A 23,588-nucleotide genomic window follows, 5' to 3' on the forward strand; every position below is an offset into this window, starting at 1 on the left:
GTGGTGGCGCCCGGCCGGCCGGTGCTGGTGTACGACGGCGACTGCCGGTTCTGCACCCGGGCCGCCCGGCGGGCCGAAGGTCTGCGCCGGGATCCCAGCGATTTCGTCGTGGTGCCGTATCAGCGTGCCGACCTGGCTGCCCTGGGCCTGACCCGACAGGAATGTGCCCGGGCGCTGCAGTGGGTGGACGCGGTCGGAGGGCTTCACTCCGGCGCCGAGGCGGTGGCCGGTCTGCTGCGGGCCGGGCCGTGGTGGAGCCGGCCGGTGGGTCGGCTGTTGAGGCTTCCGGGTTGCCGGGCCCTGGCCCGGATCGGGTACCGGCTGATTGCCGACAACCGGCACCGTCTGCCCGGCTGAGCTGTCCTGCGGTGCGGCCCGGTCAGGTGCCGACGCGGAAGACGTCGTAGACGCCGGGAACCCGGCGGATGGACCGGATCAGGTGCCCCAGGTGGGTCGGGTCGGGGGTTTCGATGGTCAGGTTCACCTTGGCGGTTCGATCCCGGCTGGTGGCGGTGGAGGCCGACACGATCGACACGTGCTGGTCGGACACCACCCGGGTGACATCGGAAAGCAGGCCGGTGCGGTCGAGGGATTCGATCTGGATCGACACCAGGAAGGTGGACTCGGCGGTCGGGGCCCAGGAGACCTCCACCAGCCGGTCGGACTTGGTTTGCAGGTCGGCGGCGTTGGTGCAGTCGGCCCGGTGCACCGACACACCCTGGCTGCGGGTGGTGAAGCCGATGATTTCGTCACCGGGCACCGGGGTGCAGCACTTGGCGAGTTTCACCCACACCGTGGGGTCGCCCTGCACCGCGATGCCGGTCTCGGAAACCTGGGTGCGGCGTGGGCTGACCGGGTGGTCTTCCAGGGCCTCCTCGGTGGCTGCCTCGGTGCCGCCCTCGAGTTCGATCAGCCGTCCGATCACGGCCTGGGCGCCGACGTGGCCCTCCCCCACGGCCGCGTAGAGGGCGCTGACGTCGGCGAAGCGGAAATGGTTCGCCACCGCGGTGAGGTGTTCCAGAGTGAGCAGACGCTGCAGCGGCAGTTGGGCGCGCCGCATCTGCCGGGCCAGCATTTCCTTGCCGTGCTCGATCGATTCCTCGCGCCGTTCCCGGGTGAAGAACTGACGGATCTTGTTGCGTGCCCGCGCACTCTTGACGAAGGACAGCCAGTCGCGGCTGGGCCCGGCACCGTCGGCCTTGGAGGTGAGCACCTCGACCCGGTCACCGTTGTTGAGCTGGGATTCCAGGGGCACCAGGCGGCCGTTCACCCGGGCCCCGACACAACGGGCCCCGACCTCGGTGTGGATGGCGTAGGCGAAGTCGACCGGGGTCGAACCCTGGGGCAGGGCGATCACGTCCCCCTTGGGCGTGTAGACGTACACCTCGCCGGTGTTGATCTCGAAGCGCAGCGAGTCGAGGAACTCCCCCGGGTCGGCGGTTTCGCGCTGCCATTCGGTGAGTTGGCGCACCCAGTTGAGTTGGGTTTCCTCCGAGGCGGCCTGGCCGTTGCTGGAACGGGCCGACTCCTTGTACTTCCAGTGCGCGGCGACACCGTATTCGGCGCGGCGGTGCATGTCCCAGGTGCGGATCTGCAGTTCCACCGGCTTGCCCTCGGGGCCCAGCACCGTGGTGTGCAGCGACTGGTACATGTTGAACTTCGGCATCGCGATGTAGTCCTTGAACCGCCCCGGCAGGGGGTTCCAGCGCACATGCATCACGCCCAGAGCCGCGTAGCAATCCCGTGGGGTGTCGACCAGGATGCGCAGGGCGACCAGGTCGTAGATGTCGGAGAAGTCCCGGCCGCGCACCACCATTTTCTGGTAGATCGAGTAGTAGTGCTTCGGTCGTCCGGTGACGGTCGCCTTGATCTTGGCGGCCTTCAGGTCGGCCTGCACCTGCTCGGAGACCTCCCGCAGGAACCGTTCCCGGGACGGGGCGCGTTCGGCGACCAGATGCACGATCTCGTCGTACAGCTTGGGCTGCATGGTGGCGAAGGAGAGATCCTCCAGTTCCCACTTGACCGAGTTCATACCGAGCCGGTGCGCCAGGGGGGCATAGATTTCGAGGGTTTCGCGGGCGATCCGCACCTGCTTGTCGGGACGCAGGAAGTGCAGGGTGCGCATGTTGTGCAGCCGGTCGCCGAGTTTGATCACCAGCACCCGGATGTCGCGGCTCATCGCCACGATCATCTTGCGCAGGGTTTCGGCCTGGGCCGAATCACCGTAGGTGACCTTGTCGAGCTTGGTGACCCCGTCGACCAACTGGGCGACCTCGCTGCCGAAGTCGTTGGTGAGCTGTTCCAGGGTGTATTCGGTGTCCTCGACCGTGTCGTGCAACAGGGCCGCGCACAGGGTGGTCTCGGTCATGCCGAGCTCGGCCAGGATCGTCGTCACCGAGAGCGGGTGGGTGATGTAGGCATCACCGGATTTGCGGGTCTGGCCGCGGTGGTAGTGCTCGGCGGTGCGGTAGGCGCGTTCCACCAGTGCCAGGTCGGCCTTCGGGTGGTTCGCCTTGATCACCTTGAACAGGGGGTCGAGCACGGCGAGCTGGGCGTTGCGGATCGCCCCCAGGCGCGCCAACCGGTGGCGCATGCTCAACCTCGGTTGCTCGGGGCCCGACCGGATCCGGTCCGGGGCAGGCGCGTTGCCGGCCTCTGTGGTCAATCGATCGGCCATCGCGCACCTCCCTGCAATTGGAGCCCCATTCTAGGCCCAATCACCCAATCGGAGGATCAGGCGCCCCCACCGGGAGTGGACGGTCGGCCCGGGCCGGACGACCCCGGCGCCTTGGGCAGCACCGATCGGCGAATCACCACGACTTCGTCGCCGGCTTCCAGGGTGGCCACGGTCGGGTCGTAGAAGCGTCGCAGGGTGTGGTTGCGCACCACCCCGATCACCCGCTCACCCTCCAGCTCACCGGGGGCCTGCCCGACCTCTTCGGGGCCGACCTGACGCTGGGCCACTTCGAGCCCGTCGCCGGAGGTGAGCAGGTCTTCGATCACCAGGCCGATATTGGGGCTGACCGCGGACAATCCGAGCAGTCGTCCGACCGCGTCCGACGAGGTGACCACCGCATCGGCACCGGATTGACGCAGCAGGGAGCCATTCTCGTGTTCCCGTACCGCGACCACCACATGGGCGCTGGGGTTGAGCTGGCGGACGGTGAGGGTGACCAGAATCGCCGAGTCATCCCGGTCGACGGTGATGATCACTTCGCGGGCCTTGGCGATCTCGGCCCGGCGCAGGATGTCCCGGCGGGTGGCGTCCCCCTCGATCGCGGCCAGGCCGAGTTGGTTGGCATCGGCGATCGCCTGGGAGCGCGGGTCGATCACCAGCATCTTGGTGAGCGGGGTTTCGTTGCGCTGCAGGGTCGCGACCGCGCTGCGTCCCTTCGTGCCGAATCCCACAATCACGACGTGGTTGCGCATGTGCTTCCTCCAGTGGCTGTCCAGGATCATTCGGCGGGTTTCGTTGGCCAACACTTCCAAGGTGGTGCCGACCAACAGCACCAGGAAGGCGACCCGCATCGGGGTGATCAGCACGGCGTTGATGATCCGGGCATGGGCGGAGTGGGGGGTGATGTCGCCGTACCCGGTGGTGGTCATGGTGACCGTCGAGTAGTACAGGGCGTCGATCAGGTCGACCCCGTCGGCGTTCACGTTGTCGATGTAGGCGCCCCGGTCGACCCACACCAGCAAGGTGGCCGCGGTGAGCAGGATCACCGCCATCAGTCCGCGGCGGGCCAACTGCACCAGGGGCGCAATCTTCTTCTCCGGCAGCGTCACCAGGATCTGATTGCGGAACCCGCCTCTCATCCGTGCCATCGGTCAGTCCACCGTCAGGATGGAGCTCACTTCGCCTTCGCCCAGGCCGTGCTCGACGAGGCGTTCGCGGGGATTCAGGAACCCCAGTTCCAACAGGACGCTGACGTGCACCAGCTCGGCACCGAGTTTGCGGATCAGCGCGGCGGTGGCTCCCACGGTGCCGCCGGTGGCCAGGATGTCGTCGATCACCAGCACCCGTGATCCGGCCCGCACCGCGTCGGTCTGAATGGTCAGGGTTTCGTGACCGTATTCCAGCGAGAAGGACTCCGAGTAGGTGGTGCCGGGCAGCTTGCCCGGCTTGCGCACCGGGACGAAGCCCGCGCCCAGGGCCAGTGCCACCGGTGCGGCCAGAATGAACCCGCGGGCCTCCATGCCGATCACCACGTCGACGCCCGTCGGCGCGGTGCTGACCAGTTCACTGATCACCGCCCGGAAACCCTCGGGATGCGCCAGCACCGGGGTGATGTCCTTGAACACCACGCCCGGTTTCGGGAAGTCGGGGACGTCCCTGATCAACGAGGCGATCAGGTCCCGTCGTTGGGTGGCCAGTCCGTTGGTCATCTCACTTCTTCCGCTGACTGCGCGGCTTGCGGCGCGGCTGCCGGCGTTCCTCGTCGAAGTCTCGGCGGCTGACCGGCGTGCGCTGCGGTTCCGAAGCTTCTTCGGTCACGACCTCGGTGTCCTCCAGTACCGAGACCGATCCGGACGACTGACCGTGGTGCTTGCGCATCGCGGCCCGTTCGGCCCGGTGGGCCAACCGTCGGCGGTGTTCGATCATCGCCGGTTCGCGTTCCTTCATCTCCACCAACAGCGAGCTGGCGACGAAGATCGACGAGTAGGCGCCGACCGCCATTCCGACCGCCATGGCCAGGGAGAGGTCCTTCAGCGGGCCGGTACCCAGCACGAAGACACCGGCGACCAACAGCGCGAGCACCGGCAGCAGGCCGATCACGGTGGTGTTCACCGAGCGCACCAGTACCTGGTTCAGGGCCCGGTTGGTCTCATCGGTGTAGGTGGTGCGACGACCGGTGAGGCCCTTGACGTTCTCGCGAACCTTGTCGAAGACCACCATCGTGTCGTACAGCGAATAGCCGAGGATGGTGAGCACACCGATCAGGGTGGCCGGGGTGACGGTGAAGCCCACCAGGGCGTAGACGCCGATGGTGACGATCAGGTCGTGGAAGACACCGGCGATCGCGGCCACCGAGGTTTTCCAGTCGCGGAAGTAGACCGCGATCAGGATCATCACCAGGACGATGAAGACCGCCAGGGCGAGCAGGCCCTTCTTGGTGATCTGTCCACCCCAGGATGCGCCGATCAGGTTGTAGTTGACTTCCTCGGCGCTCACCCCGGCCTGGTCGGCGATGGCCTGGCGAACCTGGACGACCTCGTCGACCTCGAGGGAGCGGGTCTGTACCCGCACCGTGTTGTCACCGATGGTGAGCACCGAGAGGTCTTCGAGGTTCTCCACCCCGGAGCCCAGCACCGCTTGCCGGTACTGCTCGGTGGTCTCGGCGGTGACGGGGGTGGACACCTGGAAGTCGGCGCCACCCTTGAACTCGATGCCCAGGGTCAGGCCGCGGATCAGCAGGGCCAGGATGCAGATGACCAGGATGATGCCGGAGACGATGTACCAGCGCTTGCGGCGTCCGACGAAGTCCGCGTCCAAAGTGCCGTGTCGCAGGCGGGCGAGGGTTTCACGCATCCGCCTTCACCTCCTTGTTGGAACGGACCCGACGACGGGAACCGGGCAGTTCGCTGACACCGACCAGGGCCGGGGAGACGCCCGATCCACGGCGTCCCTCACCGAAGAACCGGGTGCGGGCCAACAGGGTCATCAGCGGCTTGCTGAACAGGAAGATCAGCACCAGGTCGATCACGGTGCTCAACCCGAGCACGAAGGCGAAGCCCTTGACCGCGCCGATCGCCAGGATGAACAGGATCACCGCCGACAACGCTTGCACACCGTTGGAGATCAGCAGGGTGGGTTTGGTGCGATCCCAGGCGCTCTCCACGGCCGAACGCACGGTGCGGCCCTGCCGGATCTCGTCCTTGACGCGTTCGAAGTAGATGATGAAGGAGTCGGCCGTCATGCCGATACCCACGATCGCGCCGGCGATACCGGGCAGGTTCAGCGCCATGCCCACCGACTCACCGAGGATCGACAGCGCCGCCCAGGTCATCACCAGGGCCATCACCAGGGAGGCGAAGATCACCACCGACAGGGCCCGGTAGATGTAGATCGCGAAGCCGAGCACCAGGATCAGGCCGATGATGCCGGCGATGATGCCCGCCCGGAGCTGTTCGCCACCCAGGGCGGCCGAGATGTTGTCCACCGAGGAGACCTCGAAGGTCAGCGGCAAGGAGCCGTACTTCAACACATTGGCCAACTCGTTGGCGCCGGACTGGTTGAATCCGCCGCGGATCACCGCGCGTCCGCCGGGAATCGGCTCGTCGACGCTGGGGGCGGAGATCACATCGGAGTCGAGCACGATCGCGAACCGGTTGTTCGGCTGGCCGAGCTGGGCGAGCTGACGGGTGGCGGCCTCGAAGAGGCGCGCGCCCTCTCCGTTGAAGGCCAGTTCGACGACCCACTCGAACTCGTTCTGCGGAACGCCGGCCGAGGCGCTGTCCAACTGGTCGCCACTGATCAGGGCCGGGCCGAGCAGGTACTTCTCGGTGCCCTCGCGATTGCAGGCGAAAAGCGGCTGATCGGAGACCTCGGGGAAGGGGTCGGAGCAATTCCATTCCATGAAAGCCCGCTGGTCCTCCGCCGAGGGCTGCCAGGTGAGGGCTTCTTCGGGGCTCCAGCCCGATCCCGGTTCGGTCGGACGCGGCGCCTGCGGCAGCTGCGGTTCCCGCTCGGGCGGGGCGGTGGTCGGGTCACCGCTCGGTTGACCGGAGGGTTCACCCGAGGGCTGGGCGGTCGGGTCCGACGAGGGCTGACCGCTGGGATCGCCCGAAGGTTGACCGGAAGGTTCGCCGGAGGGTTGCTCGCTCGGCGAGGGCGGGGTCGGCATCACCGGTTGGGCGGTGATCACCTGCCGGAAGGTCAGCACCGCGGTGGTGCCCACCATCCGCACCAGTTCGTCCTGCTGGACGTTGGGTACCGCCACCACGATCTGGTTGCCACCGGAGGTGGTGACCTCGGTTTCACCGACGCCGAGGGCGTCGACGCGGTTCTGGATGATGGTGCGGGCTTGTTCCAGGCTCTCGGGGGTCACCTCGCCGGTGCGGGTGGACGCGGTCAAGGTGACCGTCGTGCCGCCCTGGAGGTCCAGTCCGAGTTTGGGCTTCCAACTGCCCATGGCGACCATGGTGGCGAGCATGGCGATGAGCAACACGCCCAACACCACCAGGGTGCGAACAGGTCGAACTTTGTGCATGGGGGCGCGATTACTCCTGGCTGCGATCCGGCCGGGCGACCTCGGGATCGTCGGTCGGCTCGGCGGCCGGCACGTCGGTGCGGTCGGTCACGGTGTCCTCGACGACGGGCTCGGTGACCACCGGGTCGGCGACAACCGGCTCATTGGTCACCGCTTCGTCGGCACCAACAGCTTCTTGGGCAACTGCAGCGTCGCCGGTGACCACAGCCGGGTCGGCCTCGGTGCCGGGCTCGTCGTCATCGGCGGCGAACTCATCGGTCGCGCTGGTGTTGATGATGACCTGCTTCAGCACCGACATCTCCAGGCCCGGGGCGATTTCCACCAGCACCTGGGTGTCACCGATCTCGACAACATTGGCAATGATGCCGCTGGACAACATCACGGTCGTCCCGGGCTGCAGGGCGTCCATCATCTTGGCCTGCTCCTTGACCCGACGCTGCTGGGGGCGAATCAACAGCAGGTAGAAGAGCAAGCCCATGACGGCGAGCAGGCCGAGCGTGGACACGATGTTCTCGGGCATAACATTCCTAAACAGTTGTGATGACAGCGGATACCGCCGCGCGGAGTCTACACCTCTTCACGCGAACAGGTCCGGTCCTTGATTGTCGGGCACTACCAACCCTAGATGTTCCCATGCCGCAGGCAAGGCAACCCGCCCCCGCTGGGTCCGCATCAGGAAGCCCTGGCGCACCAGGAAGGGCTCGGCCACTTCCTCCACGGTGCCGGCTTCCTCACCGACTGCCATCGCCAGGGTTGAAATGCCCACCGGTCCCCCGCCGAAGCGTCGGCACACCGCGTCCAGCACGGCCCGGTCCAGCCGGTCCAGGCCCAGTTCGTCCACCTCGTAGAGGGCCAGCGCGGCATGGGCCAGGTCCTGGGTGACCCGGCCGTCGGCGCGCACCTCGGCGTAGTCGCGCACCCGGCGCAACAGCCGATTGGCGATCCGCGGGGTGCCTCGGGAGCGGCGGGCGATCTCGGCGGCCGCCTCGGGGTCGATCCGCACCGACAGCACGGCTGCCGAGCGGTGCACGATGTGCTCCAGGGCCGCGGGCTCGTAGTAGTCGAGCTGGGCGGTGAAGCCGAACCGGTCGCGCAGTGGCCCGGGCAGCAATCCGGCCCGGGTGGTGGCCCCGACCAGGGTGAACCGGGGAATGTCGATCGGGATCGCGGTCGCCCCGGGGCCCTTGCCGACCACCACGTCGACGCGGAAGTCCTCCATCGCCAAATAAAGCATCTCTTCTGCCGGCCGCGACATCCGGTGAATCTCGTCGAGAAAGAAGACCTCCCCCTCGACCAGGCCGGACAGGATCGCGGCCAGGTCCCCGGCGTGCTGGATCGCCGGCCCGGACGAGATTCGCAGCGGCGCGGCCATTTCGGCGGCGATGATCATCGCCAGGGTGGTTTTGCCCAACCCGGGCGGGCCAGACAGCAACACATGGTCGGGTACCTGGTTGCGGCCCCGGGCTGCGGCCAGCATCAACTCGAGTTGGTCACTGACCCGCTCCTGGCCCTCGAATTCGGACAGCCGGGCCGGCCGCAGGGCGGCTTCGACGGCCTTGTCCTCGGCATCGGCAACCGGGTCCACCGGTGAATATTCCATCGCGTGCTACTTGGCCATCGTTTGCAGGGCGGCCCGCATCAGGGCCGCGATGGTGATCTCCGGGTTCTCCTCCACCAGGCCGGCGACCCGGTCACAGGCCAGTTCGGCCTCCTTGGCCGACCAGCCGAGGCCTTCCAGACCACCGGCCACCTGGGTGCGCCAGGGTGCTGCGGTCGGACGGGTCGGTTTGCTGACCGCGGAGGGGGTGTAGACCTTGTCCTTGAGTTCCAGCACCATCCGCTGGGCTCCCTTGCGGCCGATCCCGGGCACCCGGGTCAAGGTGGCGAGGTCTTCGCTGTCGATCGCGGCCCGCACCTCATCGGGGCTGAGCACCGCCAGCACCGCCTGGGCGAGTCGGGGCCCGATGCCGGACGCGGTTTGCAGCACCACGAACAGGTCGCGGGCATCGTCGTCGCCGAAGCCGTAGAGGGTCAGGGAGTCCTCCCGGACCACCAGGGATGTGGCCAACCGGGCGGTCTCCCCCAAGCGTAGGTCGGCGGTGGTCTGTGGGCTGCATTGGGCCTCCAGGCCCACCCCGCCGATGTCGAGTACCACCGAGGTGGCCCCGATCGCGGTCACCGTGCCGTTCAGATGGGCAATCATCGGCTCGCCGCCTCGACCGCGGCCTGCAGCCGGTTGCGGGCCCCACCGCGCCACAGTTGGCAGATCGCCAGCGCGACCGCGTCGGCGGCATCGGCCGGTTTGGGGGCGGCGGCCAGTCGCAGGATGCGGGCCACCATCGACCCGACCTGGGCTTTGTCGGCGCGTCCCGAACCGGTGATCGCGGCCTTGACCTCCGAAGGGGTATGGGTGTCGACCGGAATGCCGAGACTGGCACCGATCATCATCGCCACCCCGGCGGCCTGGGCGGTACCGATCACGCTGGACAGGTTGTGTTGGGCGAACACCCGCTCCACCGCGATCACATCGGGCGCATGGGCCCGGATCTGTTCGGTGAGCTCCTGGGACAGGGTGTACAGCCGTCGGGCCGGGTCGAGGTCGGCGGGAGTCCGGATCACTCCGGCCATCACCAGTTGGGCGTTACGCCCACCCTCGACCACGCCCACGCCACAACGGGTCAATCCGGGGTCGATGCCCATCACCCGCAAGGCGGCACCTCCCTCGTCCGAACCACACCCGTCCGCACGGTGCGAACGTATGTTCGGATCCTAGCCCTCGAGTTGGGCGATCACTTCGTCCGACGCGTCGAAGTTGCCGAAAACATTCTGGACGTCATCGGAGTCCTCGAGCGCCTCGATGATCTTCAACAGCTTCTCCAGGGTCGGCGCGTCGACCTCCTGGGTGAAGTCGGGCACGAAGGACACCTCGGCCGATTCGTAGTCCAGCCCGGCGGCCTGCACCGCCTGGCGCACCGAAACCGTGTCGTTGGGGTCGCAGACGATCTCGAAGTTCTCCCCGGCGTCCTCGACCTCCTCGGGGTTGGCGTCCAGGGTGGCTTCCAGCAGGTCGTCCTCGGTGACGGTGCGACCCTCCTGCTCCTTGGCCACCACCACCACGCCCTTGCGGGAGAACAGTCGGGCGGTGGAGCCGACGTCGGCCATCGTGCCGCCGTTGCGGGTGACCGCAACCCGCACATCGGAGGCGGAGCGGTTGCGGTTGTCGGTGAGGCACTCGATCAGCAGCGCGATACCGGCGGGGCCGTAGGCCTCGTACATGATCGTCTCGTAGTCCGAACCACCGGCGTCGGCACCCGAGCCGCGCTTGACCGCGCGCTCGATGTTGTCGTTCGGTACCGAGTTCTTCTTGGCCTTCTGGATCGCGTCGTACAGCGTCGGGTTGCCGGCCGGGTCTCCGCCACCGATCCGGGCCGCCACTTCGATGCCCTTGACCAGCTTGGCAAACAGCTTGCCGCGCTTGGCGTCGAGCGCCGCTTTCTTATGCTTGGTGGTGGCCCATTTCGAGTGACCTGCCATCGGCGCTCTCCTCATCTCGCTTGTACAACACCATCGTGTCGGCAGCCTCATACCCTAGCCGCTCGTACAGGCCGAGAGTATCCGGATTGGCGACGTCGACGCCCAATCCGGCCCCGGGCAGGCCCTGATCGGCGAAGGTGCGCATGCAGGCGGTGACCACCGCACTGGCCACTCCGCGGTGCCGCCACTCGCGCCGCACCCCCAGGTGATCGATCCAGCCACAGCGGCCCTCTTCGGCGTCGAATTCCGAACAGATCGCGTAGCCGACGACCTCCTCCTCGCATTCGGCGTTGACCGCCACCCACGACCATTGCGGACGGGCCGCGGCCCGGTTCAACGTCTGTTCCCAGGCGTGCGGTGCGACCGGGTCGGCCCCCCATTCGCTTTCGAAAGCCTGGTTGTGGGCCAGCCGCACCGATTCGTAGCGGGCCGGGGTGAGCGGCACCAGGCGCACTCCCTCGGGCGCCTCCACCGTCTCGATGTCGGCCAGGTGCGGACGGACCATGTCGATGTACCAGCGCGCCGGGGTCATCCCGGCATTGAGCAGCAGGTGTTTGTGACCGGGGAGCTTCTCGTCGGCGTAGGCGATCAGTTGCAGGGGCCCGTCCCCGGGGCGGAAATCGCGGGCGTACCACTCGCGGGCCTGTTGAATCTGCCAGTCGAAGAGCCGTCGCCCGATGTTCTGGGATCGCCACACCGGGTGCACGCTGCCGCGCAACCAGATCCGGACGGGCTTGCCGTCGCGCCCGTACTTGCGGTTCCAGGCCCAGGCGGCGGGGTTTCCGCCGCGGTCGCGACCCAGCAGGCTGGAGATCTCCGGTTCGGAACCGGAGGAATGGAAATATTCGGTCATCTCCTCGAGGGTCTGCCGGTCGATCGCGTCGTCGAGATGCTCGATGGCGGTGACCAGAGCAGCGAAATCGGGCAGGTCCTTCGGGGTCAACGGGGCCCACGTCAGGGGGGTCACGTCATCCAGGGGATGGGGTGACACGGACTGCCTCCTCTCCGTTGAGGGCATTCGAGTCTATCGAACTCGCGTGGAACGTGGCTCATCGCCGCGCGTTGGGACGGGTTATCGCCAAATACGCCGACGAGTGACCGGGCCTCCGCGGGGCATCGGGCCGGTGCTGTGCCATTCCTCCCGCCACGATCCCTGCGGTGCGGTCGGCCGGTCGGCGTCGGTGCGCAGGGCTTGCCACCAGGTGGTTTCGTCCTCGGCAACCAGTCGGGCACAGGCCGCAGCGACCTGCTCGGCCACCTGCTGTGGGGTGCCGGTGGCGCGGATCGGTGCACCGAAGCGCACTGCGACCCGTGGGCGGTCATCGGGACGGGGCAGCCCGCGACGCACGATGTCGCGCAGGCCACCGACGGCCCGGGCACCGCGGACACCGACCGGGATGATCGGCAGCTCGGTTTCGGTGAGCAACTCCCCCACCCAGGGCTCGGTCAGGTCGGCCAACACCAGCAGGCTGTTGCCGGCGGCCACCTGAGCGCGTTGCAGCGGGCCGTCCCCGGTGGCGGCGCGCAACTGCCAACGGTGTTTACCGGGCAGCGCGGTGGCGATCACCGCCGCGTCGAGGGCTGCGGTGTGCGGTGCCACCAGCAGCACCGGGCCGCGGACGCGGTGGAAGACCTCGGCCCCGCCGCTCTCCAGCCGCAGTACCGGGCTCAGCAGGTTCATGCCTGCCCCCCGGCCACATCGGCCACCAGTCGCGGCGGGCTGTGCAGGTAGGTGATCGACGGGTCGGCCCCCACCCGGGCCGCGCCGATCTCCAGGGCATCGGACAGCCTGGTCGCGGCACGGGCACCGAGTTTGGCGGCACTGTCGCGGTCACCACCGACCCAGATCACCTCGCCCAGCAGTTCGCGGGCGGCCGCGGTCGCGTACCAGAGATGGAAGGGATGCAGGCCGTGGTTGCCGCGCTGGTTGCGGTACAGATGCAGGTACCACTCGTCGGTGGCCCAACGCTCCTGGGCCGCGGCGATCTCGTCGTCGTCGGCAGGCAGCAACTGGGTGAAGAAGTCGGCCGCCGCGGCATCGCGATTGGCGTGGAATCTCGGGGTCAGCGCGTGGAAGGCCAGCACCACCCCGCCGGGACGCAGCGCCGGGGTTCCGGTGTGGGCCCCGAAGCTGTCGGCCAGCACCGACCAGTTGGCGATCAGCGGATCCACCGCCTGGTCGTGGTTGTGCGCGGTGTTGGGTGCGACGCCGACCACCAGCACGTCCGCCGGGGCGGGGGCCGACACGGTGTGCATCCGACGCAGCACTTCGGCACCGGCATTGGCCACCGCACCCGGGTCACCGGCGTGGATCGCGACGATGCCGCGTTGTCCCACGGCCTGGTAGGCACCGCGGCGCACCTGACCGGAGGCGACCCGCAGCAGTTTGTCGAAACCGGCCCAGGCGAGCCGGTCGCTGATCGTCCATTCCCATTCCCGCTTGGCCAGGAAGCCCAGGTTGGGGCCGAAGGGCTCCTCGGCGGTGATCACCTGCACGGCGAACACCGGCAACACCCCGGTCAGGGCGGTGGCCATCCGCGCGCCCACGCCACCGTCGCGCACCCCGGCCAGGCCACGTTGGGCGTCGATGGTCGCGGTGCTGGTGAGTCCGGTGGTGATCTGGTTCCAGGTGTCGTTGCCCTGTTGGTCGACCAGCCCGACGTGGATCACCAGATCGGATTCGGCCACCCGACGGTTGACCTCGATCGGTTCATCGCGGTCGGTGCGGGCCAACTCGACCAACTGCTCACGGTCTTCGGCGTCGTGGGAGCGCAGGGCTCCGCGTCCGAGGAAGGAGCGCACCACCCGTTCACCGACCACGTGGTGCAGGTCGCCCTCCGACAGCTTGTGCTGCAGGCCGTTGGCGGCGATGAGTTCGACGTCGTCGACACCGGCCTCGGCGGCCATGGTGAGCACCTGTTCGATCACCCGGGCCCGGGGATCACTGTGCTGTCGGGGCCCGCCGACCGAGAAGGTGATCGTCAGCTTCATCCCGGGCCGCAGTTGTTCGGCCAGCGGGGCCGCGTCCAGGGGTGCGGCGAGTTGGCCGGCCAACTCGTCCATCGGCTCGGGCAGCAGTTCGGGTTCGATCGGCGGGTACACCACCTTGGTGCCGTGCGGAAAACGCTGCCGATGGGCACGGTGGCCCTGATGGATCAGCAACGGCGGGGTCGACTCGTCGACCTCGTGAACGAATCCCGGACGCATGACGCGACTCCTTCTGCGGCGTATCTCAGAACTTACGGGTGGGCATCGACCAGCGCGGCACCTGAGCGGCCGCCTTCCAGTCCACGGTCGACCATGCCCGTTCCTGGGCTTCCTTCATCAGCGCCAGATCGGGGCTGACCACGACCGGGTGGCCCACCGCGCTCAACATCGGCAGGTCGACATGACTGTCGGCATAGGCGTAGCTCTCGGCCAGGTCGATGCCGTGCACGGCGGCGTAGTGCTTCAGCCAGGCCGAACGCGATTCGCCCACCATCGGCGGCCCGGTCAGGAAGCCGGTGGCGATGCCGTCCTCATCGGTGATCAGGTCGGCGGCGATCACCACGTCGAACAGCGGCTCGAGCGGGCGGGTCAGCGGACGGATCGCGCCGGTCAGCAGGATCGTGCGATGCCCGGCGGCCCGGTGCTCCTTGATCCGACGGATCGCATCGGTGGAGACCCGCTCCAGGATGTGGTTGGTCAGTTCCTCATCCACCGCCCGTTCGAGTTCGGCAACGTCGGCCCCAGCGTAGCGGCGGTAGAAGGCGCGCAGGAAGGTACCGCGGTCGCGGCGCTCGGCGTGCAGGTAGCCGGGCAGGTTGCGCAGGATGCTGCCGACTTCGGCGAGCCGACCGAGCGGACCGCGTTCGGACAGCCGGGCCCACAGGTAGGTCTCGATCACGTTGGTGGCCAGCACGGTGCCGTCCAGGTCGAAGGCGGCCAGCACCTTCGACTGGTCACCGCTGAGGGTGCTGAGGTCGCGGTAGGTGCTGGCGCGGGTTCCGCGTCGGCGGCGGGCCCGGTCCAGCCGGCGCACCGGTTCGGTGACCGCCGGGCAGTGCACCTCGACCAGGTAGGTGTGCCAGTCGTAGACCGCGGAGTCGAAGGCGAAGGCGTCGACATCCTCGGCGTGCAACTGGTGGTGCAGGCGCAGGGTGTTGTCGTCGACGAAGTGCAATTCCGATTGGCCGTACTCGTTGTACAGGTCCAGGTAACGACGCAGGAAGGCAAGCTGTTTGGCCTGCTTGGACAACTGGGTGCCGGTGCGGCGCACCGCGGCCGAGCGGGGCGCGAAGGTGAGCGCCCGGGCGGCCACCGAGGTCGCCTTCTCGGAGGTGGCGAGCAGCCGTTCCACCGCCGCGGCCCCGGGGAAGTCCCATTCGTGGGCGATCGGGGTGCCGCGCCCGTCGGTCTCGAAGGGGTGGTCGATGAAGTACTGCCGCACCAGCTCGTAGAGGGTGCGGAAGGTGATCGGGTTCCGGGCCCCGGAGTTCAGGTGGTAGAACTGCGGGTCGCCGACCTCGGGTTCGGTGGCGCAGACCGCGACGATGGCGTTCACCACGTGGTCGACCGGAACGATGTCGATCACCGAATCGGGCGAGGCGGGAAACTCCGGCAACCTGCCCTTGCCGTAGGCCATGATCAGCGGCTCGGCCATCTTGTAGCCCTCGATCCACCCCGGGAAGGGGTGTTTCCAAGCCGATTCGACGATCGCGGGGCGCACCACCGACAACCGCACGTCTCGGCCCACATCGGTGACCACCCGCTCACCGAGGGCCTTGGTGAAGGTGTACACGTCGGTCCAGCCCAGGGATCGGGCCCGTTCGGTGCCGGCCTTGACCAGTTGTTCGGTGACCCATTCCTTGCGGCGACGTTCGGTGTCCACCGAGGTGGTCAGGTACCCGGCCCGGCGGTGTTCGCGTTCGGCGGCCTTGCGCAGCTTGGTCAGCCGTGCCGGGGTGCGTGATTCCAGTTCGATCGCCGAACCGAGCGCCAATCCTTGCTCGGTTTCGACCCGGTAGTCGATGTCGTGTTCGTGCGGGGCCTCGCGGATCGCGCCGCGGCGTCGACCGGCGGTGTAGGCGGTCGAGACGTGCACATAGTGCGGCAACGTGACCAGGTTGCCCTCGTTGTCGCTGCAGGCTTCCAGCATCGCCCGGATCAGGGCCTCGGTGCCGATGGTGTTGGTTTGGAAGGCCTGGTCGATGGGTGGGTCGAAGGACACATCGCCGGCGCAGTGCACGACCACGTCGAGGTCGGACGGCAGCGGCGGGACGTTGGGCAGGTCACCCTCGATCACCTCGATGCGCTGGTCGACCAACGCTTCGGGCGAACCGGCCTCGGCCACCAGGTCGGCGAAAATCTTCTTGCGCACCAGCTTGACCACCCGGGCGCGGGCATCAGCCGACCCCTTGCGGCGCACCAGCACCGCGGCGGTGGTCTCGGGAAGTTCGGTCAGGATCTTCCACAGCAGGTGTTCGCCGATGAAGCCGGTGACCCCGGTCATCACGATCTTCTTGCCGGCCAGCAGGTCCTTCAGCCGTCCGTCAAGGGTGGGGCGGGTGTCGGCATCCGAGGTCTGGTCGTGTTCGCGCCGGAAGGCGTACGCCGGTGCGCTCGTGTTGGTCACCGTTCTTCGCCCCGGGCCACGGCCAGCGCGTCGGTCATGGTGAAGTTGCCGACGTACAGGGCGGTGCCGATGATCGCACCCTCCACCCCGATCGGCACCAGGCCGCGCAACTGACGCAGATCCTCGAGGCTGGAGATGCCTCCCGAGGCGACCACGGCGGCGCCGGTGCGGGCGCAGATCGCGCCGAGCAGTTCGAAGTTCGGGCCGGTGAGCATGCCGTCGGAGGCGATGTCGGTCACCACGAAGCGGGCGCAGCCGGCCTCGGAAAGTCGGGCCAGGGTCTCGAAGACGTCGCCGCCCTCGTTGGTCCAGCCGCGGGCGGCCAGCCGGCTGCCCTTCACGTCCAGGCTGATCGCGATCCGTTCGCCGTGGGTGGCGATGATCCGCTCGCACCATTCCGGGTTCTCCAGGGCGGCGGTACCGATGTTCACCCGGGTGCAGCCGGTGCTCAGTGCCCGGCTCAGCGACTCGTCATCGCGGATACCGCCGGCGAGTTCGACCTTGATGTCGACCGCGTCGAGGACACCGGCCACCGCCTCGGCGTTGGAGCCGCGCCCGAAGGCGGCGTCCAGATCCACCAGATGGATCCACTCGGCTCCGGCATCGGCCCAGCGGCGGGCCGCCTCGATCGGGTCACCGAAGGTCTTCTCGGTTCCGTCCACGCCCTGAACGAGCTGGACGGCTTGGCCGTCCTTCACATCGACAGCCGGCAACAGTTCCAGATGACTCACCCGAGGAGCCTATCGCGGATCGAGCGAGCGCACCCACCTGCGAAGCAGCCTCGCCCCGGCCGGGCCCGACTTCTCCGGGTGAAACTGCGTCGAACTGAGCGCGCGGAGCTCCACCGCGGCGACCAGCCGGTGCCCCTGGTGTTCGGTGGTGGTGACCGTCGCCCCGGCGGCCCGCAGCCCGGCCGGGTCCAGCACGGCATAGCTGTGTACGAAGTAGTAGTACTCCCCCGGGTCCGGGCACAGCGCGCTGCCGGCGTCGGGTTCGACGGTGTTCCAGCCCATGTGCGGCAGTCGGACGGCGGGCACCCGGGCCACCCGGCCGGGCAACAGGCCGAGGCCACGGGTGTGTTGGCCGTGTTCCACGCCCTCCTCGAACAGCACCTGGTGACCGACACAGATACCCAGAACCGGACGGGCGGCAGCCACTCGTTCGGCCAGGATCGACGGTGCCCCCACCGCGGTAAGACCTGCCATGCAGGCCGCGAAGGCCCCCACCCCGGGCACCACCAGACCGGTGGCGGTCAGGGCACGCTCGGGGTCGGCGCTGAGTTCGATGCGCGCACCGGCGGCGGTCAGGGCGCGGGTGACCGAATGCAGATTGCCCGAACCGTGGTCGAGCACCACCACGTCCGGGCCCTCGGCGGAGTTCACCGCCGCCCCGCGCGGGTTCTCACAGCAGGCCCTTGGTGCTCGGCACACCGCTGACCCGGGGGTCGATCGCCACGGCATCGCGCAGGGCTCGGGCCAGGGCCTTGAACTGGGCCTCGACGATGTGGTGCGGGTCGCGGCCGGCGAGCAGGCGCAGGTGCACGCAGATGTGGGCGTGGAAGGCGAAGGATTCGATCACGTGCCGGGTCAGCGCGCCCGGGAAGGGCACCCCGCCGCGGCCGCCGCCGATCTGGGCGTAGGCGATCGCCTCCGGTTCGCCGGTGATCACGCTGTAGGGGCGGCCGGAGACATCCACCACGGCTTGGGCGAGGGCTTCGTCCAGGGGCACCATCGCATCGGCGAACCGCCGGATGCCCTGCTTGTCGCCCAGGGCTTCGCGGAAGGCCTGCCCGAGCACGATCGCGGTGTCCTCCACGGTGTGGTGGGCGTCGATCTCGACATCACCGATGGTGTGCACGGTCAGGTCGAACAGGCCGTGCTTGGCCAGTGAGGTGAGCATGTGATCGAAGAAGGGCACACCGGTTTCGATATTCGCCTGCCCCGATCCGTCCAGATCGAGTTGCACGAAGACCGACGCCTCACTGGTTTCGCGTTTGATCTCTGCGGTGCGGGTCATCGGGGTTCCTCCGGTGTTGGGGTCGATCGGTCGATCAGCTCGGGATGGGAGTTCAGCACATTGTGCATCGCGGTGCGGAATGCGGCCATTTCGTCCGGGGTGCCGGCGCTCACCCGCAGCCAACCGTCGGGGCCGGCCTCGCGCACCAGAACACCCTGGTCGAGGAGCAGCTGCCACACCGCATGCCGGTCGACGAAGGTGCCGAACAGGCAGAAGTTCGCGTCGCTGTCGGGCACGGTGAGCCCGACCCCGCGCAGCCAGTCGACCAGCAGGTCGCGCTGTTCGCGCAGCGAGTCCACCTCGGCGAGCAGTTCATCGGCGAAGGACAGTGCAGTGGTCGCGACCACCTGGGTGGTCACCGACAGGTGGTAGGGCAACCGGATGATCCGGCAGGCGTCCACGATCGCCGGTGCCGCGGCCAGGTACCCGAGCCGTCCACCGGCGAAGGCGAAGGCCTTGCTCATGGTGCGCGAGACGATCAGCTTGGGGCATTCGGGCAGCAGTTCGAGTGCCGAGCGGGTTCCGGGACGGGAGAACTCGGCATAGGCCTCATCGGCGACCACCACGCCGGGGGCGGCCGCACAGATCGCCCGCAGGGTTTCGGTGTCGGTCGGGGTGCCGGTCGGATTGTTCGGGGTGGTGACGATCACCACCGACGGCTGATGTTCCGCGATCGCCGCCAGGGCCGTATCGAGGTCGATGGTGAAGTCCGCGGCCCGGGGCACCGTGACGAAGCCGCTGTGGGTGTTGCGGGCGTATTCGGGGTACATCGAGTAGGTCGGCGAGAAGGTCAGCACGGTGCGTCCCGGCCCGGCGAAGGCACCGAGGACGTGGGCCATCACCTCGTTGGAACCGTTCGCGGCCCAGATATTGGCCACCGTCAGCCCGCGGCCCAGGTAGTCGGCGAGGGCCTGCCGCAGCGCGACCGCCTCCCGGTCGGGGTACCGGTTCTGTTCTCCGACGGCCTCGCGCACCGCCTCGGCGATCGCATCGCGCAGTGCCGGGCTGGGTGGGTACGGGTTCTCGTTGACGTTCAACCGCACCGGTACGTCCAACTGTGGCGCGCCGTAAGGTTCGGCACCCACCAGTTCGGGACGCAGCGGCAGGTCGGACAGGCTCAGTTCAGCCACGGGGTCGCTCCTGTCGGATCGTCACGGCCAGGGCGTGGCCGGGCAGGTTCTCGGCCCGGGCGAAGGTGGCCACCCGGTCGGCGACCTCGGCCAGAGCTTCGGCGCCGTAGTCGATCACGTGCATCGGCTTGAGGAAGCTCTGCACGCTCAACCCGGCGGAATGGGCGGCCGAACCGCCGGTGGGCAGTACGTGGGTGGATCCGGCCGAGTAATCGCCCAGCGAGACCGGGGCGAAGCTGCCGACGAAGATCGCGCCGGCATTGGTGATCCGTTCGGCCACCGCCATCGCCTCGGCGGTGTGAATCTCCAGGTGTTCGGCTCCGTAGGCGTCGGCCACCGCCACCGCCTGGTCGAGATCGTCCACCAACACGATGCCCGACTGGGTGCCGGTCAGCGCGGTGCGCATGCGTTCTTCGTGGGTCTGGCCGGTGAGCAATTGCTGCAGTTCCTGATCAACCCTCTCGGCCAGGTCGTGGGAGTCGGTGATCAGCACCGAACCGGCCATCGGGTCGTGTTCGGCCTGCGAGAGCAGGTCGGCGGCGACGTGGGCCGGTATCGCGGTGTCGTCGGCGATGATCGCCACTTCGGTCGGGCCGGCCTCGGCGTCGATGCCGATCAGCCCGCGCAGCAACCGCTTGGCGGCCACCACATAGATATTGCCCGGCCCGGTCACCACGTCCACCTTCGGGCACAGCCCCGGCACCCCGTGGGCGAACATCGCGATCGATTGGGCACCACCGACGGCGTAGACCTCATCGACCCCGAGCAGACCACAGACCGCCAGGATGTTGGGGTGCGGCAACCCACCGAACTCGGCCTGCGGCGGCGAGGTCACCGCGATCGACCCGACCCCGGCCACCTGGGCGGGGATCACGTTCATCAGCACGCTGGAGGCCAGCGGTGCCAAACCGCCCGGCACGTACAGGCCGACCCGGTTCACCGGCACCATCTTCTGGATCACCCGGGCCCCCGGGGCCAACTCGACCTCGACCTGTTCCGACCCGCGTTCGGCGGCGGCCACGGTGCGGCGCCGCTCGATGGCCAGCTCGAAGGCCGCCCGTACCTCGGGGTCCAGACCGGCGACCGCTTCGGTGATGGCCTCGGCCGGCACCCGCAGATGTTCGGGCACCACATGATCGAACTGCTCACTGAAACGCCGCAGGGCGGCCTCACCCTCGCGGGCCACCGCATCACAGATCGGCGCGACGGCGGCCACCGCGGCCTCCACGTCGGTTTCGGCGCGCGGCACCAGGGTCGGGTAGTCCAACTTTTCGCCGGCGGCGAGCCGGCCTCGCAGGTCGATGATCTGAAGCACGTCCTCGATTGTCGCAGACCGCACCGACACCGGGCATGTCCGATCAACCCGCGACAGAAGCGGGGCCAAGAAAACGTTTAGGTCACGATCGGGCCCCCGGCGGTGCCTGGATCGGCACAAACTCTTGCCACCCCGCACCGGTTACGCCAACGTATGGACGCACGACATGGGTCGTTGACGTGATGGGGCGATTCGCTGGAGGTAGACGGTGGCTACACCGAGAAGTACGGAACCCGGGGAAGACACGAGCCGGGAGTATTGGAATCACTCGGCCGGATTCATTCTGGCCGCTATCGGGTCGGCCGTGGGCCTGGGCAATATCTGGCGTTTCCCCGGTGTGGCCTACGCCAGTGGCAGCGGCGCCTTCCTGATCCCGTATCTGGTGGCCCTGCTGACCGCCGGTATTCCGATCCTGTTCCTCGACTACGCGATCGGTCACCGCTTCCGCGGCGCGGCTCCCCTGGCCTTCCGTCGGATGGCCAAGTGGGCCGAGCCCCTGGGCTGGTTCCAGACCGCCCTGATGTTCGTGATCGGGGTCTACTACGCCGCGGTCATCGCCTGGGCGATGAGCTTCTTCGTCTTCTCCTTCGACCTCAAGTGGGGCGACGACACCCAGACCTTCTTCCTGGCCGAGTACCTCAAGGCCGGTGACACCACCGTGTCGACCGAGCTGGTGGCCGGGGTGGCCATTCCGCTGCTGCTGGTGTGGTTGACCATCATGGTGGTGCTGGCCCTGGGTGTGGCCCGAGGGGTCGAGAAGCTCAACATGGTCTTCATTCCGCTGCTGGTGCTGGTGTTCGTCGGGCTGGTGGTACGGGCCCTGACCCTGCCGGGCGCCCTCGCGGGTCTGGACTCCTTCTTCACCCCGGATTGGGCCGCACTGCTCGATCCGAACGTGTGGATCGCCGCCTACGCGCAGATCTTCTTCTCGCTGTCGATCGCCTTCGGCATCATGATCACCTACGCCTCCTACCAGCGGCGTAAGGCGAATATGACCTCCTCGGGCCTGGTGGTGGCCTTCGCCAACTCGTCCTTCGAACTACTGGCCGGTATCGGCGTGTTCGCCACCCTCGGCTTCATGGCCTTCAACGCCGGCACCCAGGTCAGCGAGTTGGAGGGCCTCACCGGCCCCATCCTCTCGTTCGTCACCTTCCCGGCGGTGATCTCGCAGATGCCGGGCGGCAACATCTTCGGCGCCCTGTTCTTCGCCTCCCTGACCATGGCCGGGCTCACCTCGCTGGTGTCGATCATGCAGGGTGTGGCCGCCTCGGTGCAGGAGAAATTCCGACTCGGTCGCAAGACCGCCGCGGTGCTGGTCTCCGCGGTCTGCGGGCTGCTGTCGTTGATGTTGTTCTCGACCACCTCCGGTCTGTTCGCCCTCGACACCGTGGACATGTGGAGCAACAACCTCGGCATCGTGATCTCGGCCATCTTCGCCACCCTGCTGTCGGTCTGGGTGATGCGGCGCGGCCAGGAACTGCGCGATCACCTGAATGCGGTGTCCACCTTCAAGGTCGGCTGGATCTGGCTCGGCCTGGTCGGCATCGTCGCCCCGATCGTGTTGCTGGTGATGCTGGTGCAGCGCATCATCACGCTGATCACCGAGGGTTACGAGGGCTACCCGACCTGGTACACCGGCCTGTTCGGCTGGGGTGCCCTGGCCTTCGTGATCGTGATGGCGATCATCCTCACCGCCCTGCCCTGGCGTCACCGCCGGGTCGACGACTTCACCCCCTGGCCGCCCCTCAACAGCAGCCGGCTCGACAGCAAGGAGAAGGTCCGATGAGCATCTCGGCGATTGTGATGATGGTGATCTCCCTGGTGGTCGTGTGGGGCGGATTGCTGGCCGCCGTGGTGCACCTGCGCCGCCACCCCGGCATCAGCGATGACGACCTGCACCTGAGCGACGACATGCAGGCCGAGGACGAACGACGCGCCCGGCGCGCCCCGCTGCAGCGCGACACCTGAGCGCGGGCCCGGCCGGGGGCGGTCACGTGGTTGAATGCGTGGCGTGTTTCCCGGATTCGGCACGGTGGTCAACGTCACCACCATCGTGCTCGGCTCGCTGGTCGGGCTGCTGCTGAGCCGACGGCTGCCCGACCGCACCCGCACCACGGTCACCGATGCCCTGGGCCTGGTCACTCTGCTGATGGGGGCGCTGGCCGCCATCCGGGTGGTCAGCCCCGAACTCGGCGAGCGGGTCGGCGACAGCGCCCCGGTGTTGATCGTGCTCGGCTCCCTGCTGCTCGGTGGCATCGTCGGCTCGGTACTCGATCTGGAGCGCCGGGTTGACGATCTCGGTGGTTGGCTGCGCGGCCGGTTCTCCCGCGGCAAGGACGACCAGTCGGCCAAGCAACGCTTCGCCGAGGGCTTCGTCACCGCCTCGATGCTGTTCTGCATCGGCCCGCTCACGGTGCTGGGTTCACTCTCGGACGGGATCGGGCTGGGCGCCGACCAACTGATCCTCAAGGCTGTTCTCGACGGCTTCGCCTCGATCGCCTTCGCGGCCTCGCTGGGGATCGGGGTGATGGCCGCAGCCTTGTCGGTCGCGGTGGTGCAAGGTGGCCTCACCCTGCTCGGCTGGCTCCTGGGTGATCTGATGCCGGTGGCCCACGTCGATGCCCTGACCGCGACCGGCGGGTTGATGCTGGTCGGCTTGGGCATCAGATTGCTCGGGATCAAACCGGTGCCGGTGGCGAACCTGATGCCGGCCCTGCTGATGGCACCGCTGCTGGCCGAGGTCGCGGCCCGGGTGCATACCGGCTGAG

General features: G+C 68.1%; 23 protein-coding genes. 4 read left to right on the plus strand and 19 right to left on the minus strand.

Annotated features, from left to right (window positions below):
- A complete protein-coding gene (locus ACR4XW_RS13710) occupies window positions 1-357 on the plus strand; it encodes a thiol-disulfide oxidoreductase DCC family protein (protein WP_434761120.1) in 357 nt (118 codons plus the stop codon).
- 22 nt (window positions 358-379) lie between these two features.
- Here ACR4XW_RS13710 and ACR4XW_RS13715 read toward each other — a convergent pair whose 3' ends face one another.
- The 19 genes from ACR4XW_RS13715 to hisD form a co-directional block, all read right to left on the minus strand.
- A complete protein-coding gene (locus tag ACR4XW_RS13715; RefSeq protein ID WP_434761121.1) occupies window positions 380-2,677 on the minus strand; it encodes a RelA/SpoT family protein in 2,298 nt (765 codons plus the stop codon).
- Between the two features lie 56 nt (window positions 2,678-2,733).
- Entirely contained in the window at window positions 2,734-3,825 is a 1,092-nt protein-coding gene (locus ACR4XW_RS13720; protein WP_434761122.1) for a potassium channel family protein, read from the minus strand.
- Between the two features lie 3 nt (window positions 3,826-3,828).
- Window positions 3,829-4,386, minus strand: coding sequence for an adenine phosphoribosyltransferase (locus ACR4XW_RS13725; protein WP_434761123.1), 558 nt, complete (start codon window positions 4,384-4,386; stop codon window positions 3,829-3,831).
- Between the two features lies 1 nt (window position 4,387).
- Window positions 4,388-5,530 (minus strand): protein translocase subunit SecF, encoded by a 1,143-nt coding sequence (secF, locus tag ACR4XW_RS13730; RefSeq protein WP_434761124.1) that lies wholly within the window; start codon window positions 5,528-5,530, stop codon window positions 4,388-4,390.
- Window positions 5,523-7,181 carry a protein translocase subunit SecD gene (gene secD / locus ACR4XW_RS13735; protein WP_434761190.1) on the minus strand — a complete coding sequence of 553 codons (1,659 nt, stop codon included), beginning with the start codon at window positions 7,179-7,181 and terminating at the stop codon, window positions 5,523-5,525. Before secD ends, secF begins: the two co-directional genes overlap by 8 nt.
- A 40-nt stretch (window positions 7,182-7,221) precedes the next feature.
- Window positions 7,222-7,731: a preprotein translocase subunit YajC gene (yajC, locus tag ACR4XW_RS13740; RefSeq protein ID WP_434761125.1), complete on the minus strand. Its 510-nt coding sequence runs from the start codon at window positions 7,729-7,731 to the stop codon at window positions 7,222-7,224.
- 57 nt (window positions 7,732-7,788) lie between these two features.
- Window positions 7,789-8,811, minus strand: coding sequence for a Holliday junction branch migration DNA helicase RuvB (ruvB, locus tag ACR4XW_RS13745; RefSeq protein ID WP_434761126.1), 1,023 nt, complete (start codon window positions 8,809-8,811; stop codon window positions 7,789-7,791).
- A 6-nt stretch (window positions 8,812-8,817) separates the two neighbouring features.
- Window positions 8,818-9,414: a Holliday junction branch migration protein RuvA gene (ruvA, locus tag ACR4XW_RS13750; RefSeq protein WP_434761127.1), complete on the minus strand. Its 597-nt coding sequence runs from the start codon at window positions 9,412-9,414 to the stop codon at window positions 8,818-8,820.
- Window positions 9,411-9,911 carry a crossover junction endodeoxyribonuclease RuvC gene (gene ruvC / locus ACR4XW_RS13755; RefSeq protein ID WP_434761128.1) on the minus strand — a complete coding sequence of 167 codons (501 nt, stop codon included), beginning with the start codon at window positions 9,909-9,911 and terminating at the stop codon, window positions 9,411-9,413. The genes ruvA and ruvC overlap by 4 nt, the downstream gene beginning before the upstream one ends.
- Before the next feature lie 69 nt (window positions 9,912-9,980).
- Window positions 9,981-10,745, minus strand: coding sequence for a YebC/PmpR family DNA-binding transcriptional regulator (locus ACR4XW_RS13760; RefSeq protein ID WP_434761129.1), 765 nt, complete (start codon window positions 10,743-10,745; stop codon window positions 9,981-9,983).
- On the minus strand, window positions 10,708-11,736 hold the full coding sequence (locus ACR4XW_RS13765) for a GNAT family N-acetyltransferase (RefSeq protein WP_434761130.1): 1,029 nt from the start codon (window positions 11,734-11,736) through the stop codon (window positions 10,708-10,710). Before ACR4XW_RS13765 ends, ACR4XW_RS13760 begins: the two co-directional genes overlap by 38 nt.
- A gap of 81 nt (window positions 11,737-11,817) precedes the next feature.
- Complete coding sequence (locus ACR4XW_RS13770) at window positions 11,818-12,426, minus strand: hypothetical protein (protein WP_434761131.1); 609 nt, start codon at window positions 12,424-12,426, stop codon at window positions 11,818-11,820.
- A complete protein-coding gene (locus ACR4XW_RS13775) occupies window positions 12,423-13,952 on the minus strand; it encodes a lactate racemase domain-containing protein (RefSeq protein WP_434761132.1) in 1,530 nt (509 codons plus the stop codon). The genes ACR4XW_RS13770 and ACR4XW_RS13775 overlap by 4 nt, the downstream gene beginning before the upstream one ends.
- A gap of 25 nt (window positions 13,953-13,977) precedes the next feature.
- Complete coding sequence (locus tag ACR4XW_RS13780) at window positions 13,978-16,359, minus strand: HAD-IB family hydrolase (RefSeq protein WP_434761133.1); 2,382 nt, start codon at window positions 16,357-16,359, stop codon at window positions 13,978-13,980.
- Entirely contained in the window at window positions 16,356-17,090 is a 735-nt protein-coding gene (priA, locus tag ACR4XW_RS13785) for a bifunctional 1-(5-phosphoribosyl)-5-((5-phosphoribosylamino)methylideneamino)imidazole-4-carboxamide isomerase/phosphoribosylanthranilate isomerase PriA (protein ID WP_434761134.1), read from the minus strand. Before priA ends, ACR4XW_RS13780 begins: the two co-directional genes overlap by 4 nt.
- A 9-nt stretch (window positions 17,091-17,099) precedes the next feature.
- On the minus strand, window positions 17,100-17,741 hold the full coding sequence (gene hisH / locus ACR4XW_RS13790) for an imidazole glycerol phosphate synthase subunit HisH (protein ID WP_434761135.1): 642 nt from the start codon (window positions 17,739-17,741) through the stop codon (window positions 17,100-17,102).
- A 19-nt stretch (window positions 17,742-17,760) separates the two neighbouring features.
- A complete protein-coding gene (hisB, locus tag ACR4XW_RS13795) occupies window positions 17,761-18,375 on the minus strand; it encodes an imidazoleglycerol-phosphate dehydratase HisB (RefSeq protein WP_434761136.1) in 615 nt (204 codons plus the stop codon).
- Window positions 18,372-19,505 (minus strand): histidinol-phosphate transaminase, encoded by a 1,134-nt coding sequence (locus tag ACR4XW_RS13800; protein ID WP_434761137.1) that lies wholly within the window; start codon window positions 19,503-19,505, stop codon window positions 18,372-18,374. Before ACR4XW_RS13800 ends, hisB begins: the two co-directional genes overlap by 4 nt.
- Complete coding sequence (gene hisD / locus ACR4XW_RS13805; protein ID WP_434761138.1) at window positions 19,498-20,820, minus strand: histidinol dehydrogenase; 1,323 nt, start codon at window positions 20,818-20,820, stop codon at window positions 19,498-19,500. The genes ACR4XW_RS13800 and hisD overlap by 8 nt, the downstream gene beginning before the upstream one ends.
- 208 nt (window positions 20,821-21,028) lie before the next feature.
- Here hisD and ACR4XW_RS13810 point away from each other — a divergent pair, with 208 nt between their 5' ends.
- The 3 genes from ACR4XW_RS13810 to ACR4XW_RS13820 are packed head-to-tail and all read left to right on the plus strand — an operon-like array spanning window position 21,029 to window position 23,587.
- Window positions 21,029-22,606 (plus strand): sodium-dependent transporter, encoded by a 1,578-nt coding sequence (locus ACR4XW_RS13810; protein WP_434761139.1) that lies wholly within the window; start codon window positions 21,029-21,031, stop codon window positions 22,604-22,606.
- Window positions 22,603-22,788, plus strand: a complete 186-nt coding sequence (locus tag ACR4XW_RS13815) for a methionine/alanine import family NSS transporter small subunit (protein WP_434761140.1) — start codon at window positions 22,603-22,605, stop codon at window positions 22,786-22,788. The genes ACR4XW_RS13810 and ACR4XW_RS13815 overlap by 4 nt, the downstream gene beginning before the upstream one ends.
- A 43-nt stretch (window positions 22,789-22,831) precedes the next feature.
- Window positions 22,832-23,587: a DUF554 domain-containing protein gene (locus ACR4XW_RS13820; protein ID WP_434761141.1), complete on the plus strand. Its 756-nt coding sequence runs from the start codon at window positions 22,832-22,834 to the stop codon at window positions 23,585-23,587.
- The last annotated feature ends 1 nt before the right edge of the window (window position 23,588 follow it).

The organism is Pseudenemella bisphenolivorans, from assembly GCF_051133435.1.
In the GTDB taxonomy this organism is placed as follows: domain Bacteria; phylum Actinomycetota; class Actinomycetes; order Propionibacteriales; family Propionibacteriaceae; genus JAAYAO01.